This is a genomic window from Pseudomonas sp. (assembly GCF_026224925.1).
Taxonomy (GTDB): Bacteria; Pseudomonadota; Gammaproteobacteria; order Pseudomonadales; family Pseudomonadaceae; genus Aquipseudomonas.
The window spans coordinates 1-4,140 of record NZ_JAMFRV010000705.1 but is presented as its reverse complement, the minus strand read 5'-3'; the positions used below and the strand labels follow the sequence as shown (position 1 = coordinate 4,140).

The window sequence follows — 4,140 nt, the reverse complement described above, 5'->3', positions numbered from 1 at the left end:
TCCGTTACTACACCCGTGAAGCAGGCGTGCGTAGCCTGGAGCGTCAGATTGCTAAAGTCTGCCGTAAAGTGGTTAAGGAACACGCGCTTGAAAAACGCTTCTCGGTGCGTGTAACCGCGGAAATGCTTGAGGATTTCCTCGGTGTGCGCAAATTCCGCTACGGTTTGGCCGAGCAGCAAGATCAAATCGGTCAAGTGACCGGCTTGGCGTGGACGCAAGTCGGCGGTGAATTGCTGACCATTGAGGCAGCGGTTGTTCCGGGTAAAGGTCAGTTGATCAAAACCGGTTCGCTGGGCGACGTAATGGTCGAATCCATTACGGCGGCATTGACCGTTGTGCGCAGTCGGGCCAAAAGTCTGGGGATCCCTCTGGACTTCCACGAGAAGCGCGACACGCATATCCATATGCCGGAAGGCGCAACGCCCAAAGATGGCCCTAGCGCAGGCGTAGGCATGTGTACGGCCCTTGTTTCAGCGCTGACCCAGATACCTGTGCGTGCTGACGTGGCGATGACCGGTGAAATCACTCTGCGGGGGCAGGTTTTGGCCATCGGTGGTTTGAAGGAAAAACTGCTCGCGGCGCACCGTGGCGGGATCAAAACGGTGATCATTCCGGAAGAGAACGTACGCGACCTGAAAGAGATTCCGGACAACATCAAGCGGGACTTACAGATTAAACCGGTTAAATGGATTGACGAGGTCCTGCAAATTGCGCTGCAATACGCGCCGCAGCCCTTGCCGGATGTGGCTCCCGAACTGGTAGCCAAGGATGAAAAACGCGAGTCTGACGCTAAGGAAAGAATTAGCACGCATTAGTCTTCATGGCCTTCCTTGACAGCTTTTTAGAGCCCTTGTTATAAAGCGGCTCTTAAAGAGTCTGTAGGCCATTCAGCACTCGTTTTGCTTGACACCAAAAAACTTAGAAACGTACTCAATATAGATATAAGGGGACTTAGAGTGAACAAGTCGGAACTGATTGATGCTATCGCTGCATCTGCTGATATCCCGAAAGCTGCTGCTGGCCGTGCGCTGGACGCAGTAATCGAATCCGTCACTGGCGCTCTTAAGGCTGGCGACTCTGTTGTACTGGTAGGTTTTGGTACTTTCTCCGTTACAGATCGTCCTGCTCGTATCGGTCGCAACCCTCAGACCGGTAAGACGCTGGAAATTGCTGCAGCTAAAAAACCAGGTTTCAAAGCCGGTAAAGCATTGAAAGAAGCGGTTAACTAAGCGTCTTTCAAGCCTTTGCCCATCCAGGTCGGAGTCATTTCTGCCCTGGCAGCGGAGCGGTACGTCGGCAGGTTAATAGCCCGGCTGGCACACCGAGGGTCGCGGAATCGAGCCTCGACCGCTCCGCCAGTTACGAGAAGGCGCATCCTCGGATGCGCCTTTCTTCTTTCCGGATTCTACCCACGCTCCGCGGTTGGTTTAATTCAGTACAACCGTTTCTGGGGGACGCATGCTGCAGAATATCAGGGACAATTCCCAAGGCTGGATAGCCAAGACGATCATTGGCGTGATCATTGCGTTGATGGCCTTGACCGGTTTCGATGCTCTTTTCAGGGCCACCAGCACCAGTCAGGATGCTGCCAAGGTCAATGGCGAAGAGATCACGACAAGCGAGTTGAGTCAGGCGATTGAAATACAGCGCCGTCAGCTCGCCCAGCAGTTGGGTAAGGATTTCGATCCTGCACTGCTGGACGAAAAAATGTTGCATGACTCGGCGCTTAAAGGCCTGGTGGATCGCAAATTGTTGCTTGAAGGCGCTGCTGATTCCAAATTTGGTTTCTCCGAAGCTGCGCTGGATCAACAGATTTTGCAGACACCTGAGTTTCAGGTAGACGGTAAATTCAGTGCTGATCGTTTCGACCAGGTGATTCGTCAGTTGGGCTTCAGCCGGTTGCAGTTCCGCCAGATGATGGGTGAGGAAATGCTGATCGGTCAGGTGCGCGCCGGTTTGGCAGGCAGCAGTTTCGTGACCGATGCCCAGGTTGAAGCGTTTGCCCGTCTGGAAAAACAGACGCGTGATTTCGCCACTTTGACGTTTGCTCCTGACCTCGCCGCTGCGAAAGTGACCGATGCTGAAGTCAAAGCGCACTACGACGAGCACGCCAAAGAATTCATGAGCCCAGAGCAGGTCGTGCTCGACTTCATCGAATTGAAGAAGTCAGTCTTCTTTGATCAGGTTCAAGTCAAAGACGCTGATCTGCAGGCTGCGTATCAGAAAGAAATCGGCAACCTTGCCGAGCAGCGACGTGCTGCGCATATTCTGATCGAAGTGAATGACAAGATGACGGACGCCCAGGCCAAAGCGAAGGTTGAAGAAATTCAACAGCGTTTGGCTAAAGGCGAAGACTTTGCGGCCTTGGCCAAAGAGTTTTCGCAGGACCCGGGTTCGGCCAGCAAAGGCGGTGATTTGGGTTATGCAGGTCCGGGTGTTTACGATCCTGCGTTTGAGAAAGCGTTGTACGACCTGAAGAAAGACCAGGTCTCGGTGCCGGTGCGCAGCAGTTTCGGCTGGCACCTGATCAAGCTGCTGGGTGTTGAAGCACCGCAAGTGCCGACGTTCGCCAGTTTGAAAGACAAGCTGACCCACGATCTGAAATCGGAGCAGGTTGAGCAGCGCTATGTAGATGCAGCCAAGAAGCTTGAAGACTCGGCGTTCGAAGCGTCGGATCTGGTGCAGCCTGCGCAAGAACTGGGTCTGAAAGTGCAAACCTCTGCGCCGTTCGGCCGCGAGGGCGGTGAAGGCATTACCGCCAACCGTGCTGTCATCCAGGCTGCGTTTAGCCGGGAAGTGCTGGAGGACGGCGCAAACAGTGCCGCTCTTGACCTCGATCCAGAAACCACGGTGGTAGTGCACGTTAAAGAGCACCGTCAGCCAGAGCAGTTGCCCCTTGAAGCTGTTGCCAGCAGCATTCGTGCGCAATTGATGAAGAATCATGCAAGCGATGCGGTCAAGGCCAAAGGCGAAGCGCTGTTAGCCGGTCTGCGCGATGGCAAGATTCCATTGGCGGCCAAGCAAGACGGCCAAAGCTGGAAGGTGCTGGAAGCAGTAAGCCGCAGTCAGGAAGGGGTTGAACCTGCGGTGTTGCAGTCGCTGTTCCGCATGCCGAAACCCACCGGCAAAGACAAGCCGGTGTACAGCAGCCTGAAAGCAGCAGACGGCAGTTTCGTGATCGTACGCCTTAACGGCGTCAATCAAGCCGCAGCGCCTACGGATGCAGAAAAATCGCAGTACCGCCGCTTCCTCGCTTCACGTGCCGGTCAGCAGGATTTCGCTGCCTACCGCGCACAACTGGAAAGCAAAGCGAAGATCGAACGTTTCTAACGTCTGATCCCGCTATAAAAGAAGGCCGCTCATTGAGCGGCCTTTTTGTCCCGTCAGAGGCAATCGATCATTGTGTTACATAGCGGCCTGGTGCTGGCTCCAGCGCCGGGTATTCAGCACTGCCGACACCGCTCAGCTCGGACAGACGTTCGCCGGCGTGTCGGGCCAGCCATTCGAACCAGTCAATCCACCAACTGCCGGGCTGTTGTTCGGCATTCTTTAGCCAGGTGTCAGGGTTTTTCGTGACTCGGTTGTTGGTCCAATAGTGACGTTTCTGTTTGGCGGGAGGATTGATGACGCCGGCGATATGCCCGGACGCGCCCAATACAAAACGGTTAGTTCCTGAGAGCAGCGCGGTACTGGCGTAGGCGCTCTTCCAGGGCACGATATGGTCATCATGGGTAGCGAGGATGTAGGCGGGAGCGTCAATGGCCCGTAGGTCAAGCTTCACCCCGCAGCAATCCAGCGTTCCTGACTTCAGGTCGTTCTGCAGGTACGTATGGCGCAGGTACCAGCAGTACATCGGACCAGGAAGGTTGGTGCTGTCGTTGTTCCAGAACAGCATGTCAAGAGGAATGGGTTTGTTCCCCTTGAGGTATTTGTCGACGTTGTAGTTCCACCAGAGGTCGTTGGGGCGCAGCAGGGAAAATGTATTTCCCATGTCCTCGCCACGAAACACACCGATTGGGCCATCCAGGCCGCCGATGGTGCGCTCACGGTAGGCCACCAGTTGCTCATCGACGAACACGCTGATGGGGCCGGTATCGATGTAATCAAGGAATGTCGTCAACAGGCTCACGCTGGCGATCT

Annotated in this window: 5 protein-coding genes; 3 read left to right on the top strand and 2 right to left on the bottom strand. The window is 55.0% G+C overall.

Features of this window, described 5'->3' with window-relative positions:
- Both M0974_RS29480 and M0974_RS29475 read left to right on the top strand, forming a co-directional pair.
- Positions 1-815 (top strand): S16 family serine protease (locus M0974_RS29480; RefSeq protein WP_297845366.1); only part of this gene is annotated, 815 nt, incomplete at its 5' end.
- A 141-nt stretch (positions 816-956) separates the two neighbouring features.
- A complete protein-coding gene (locus M0974_RS29475; protein ID WP_002552737.1) occupies positions 957-1,229 on the top strand; it encodes an HU family DNA-binding protein in 273 nt (90 codons plus the stop codon).
- Here the strand turns inward: M0974_RS29475 and M0974_RS29470 are convergent.
- On the bottom strand, positions 1,226-1,375 hold the full coding sequence (locus tag M0974_RS29470) for a hypothetical protein (protein ID WP_297845365.1): 150 nt from the start codon (positions 1,373-1,375) through the stop codon (positions 1,226-1,228). The two genes, M0974_RS29475 and M0974_RS29470, sit on opposite strands and share 4 nt — an antisense overlap.
- 83 nt (positions 1,376-1,458) lie before the next feature.
- Here M0974_RS29470 and M0974_RS29465 point away from each other — a divergent pair, with 83 nt between their 5' ends.
- On the top strand, positions 1,459-3,330 hold the full coding sequence (locus M0974_RS29465) for a SurA N-terminal domain-containing protein (RefSeq protein WP_297845364.1): 1,872 nt from the start codon (positions 1,459-1,461) through the stop codon (positions 3,328-3,330).
- A gap of 67 nt (positions 3,331-3,397) precedes the next feature.
- Here the strand turns inward: M0974_RS29465 and M0974_RS29460 are convergent.
- On the bottom strand, positions 3,398-4,140 hold a 743-nt coding region (locus tag M0974_RS29460), incomplete at its 5' end, for an alpha/beta fold hydrolase (RefSeq protein WP_297845363.1).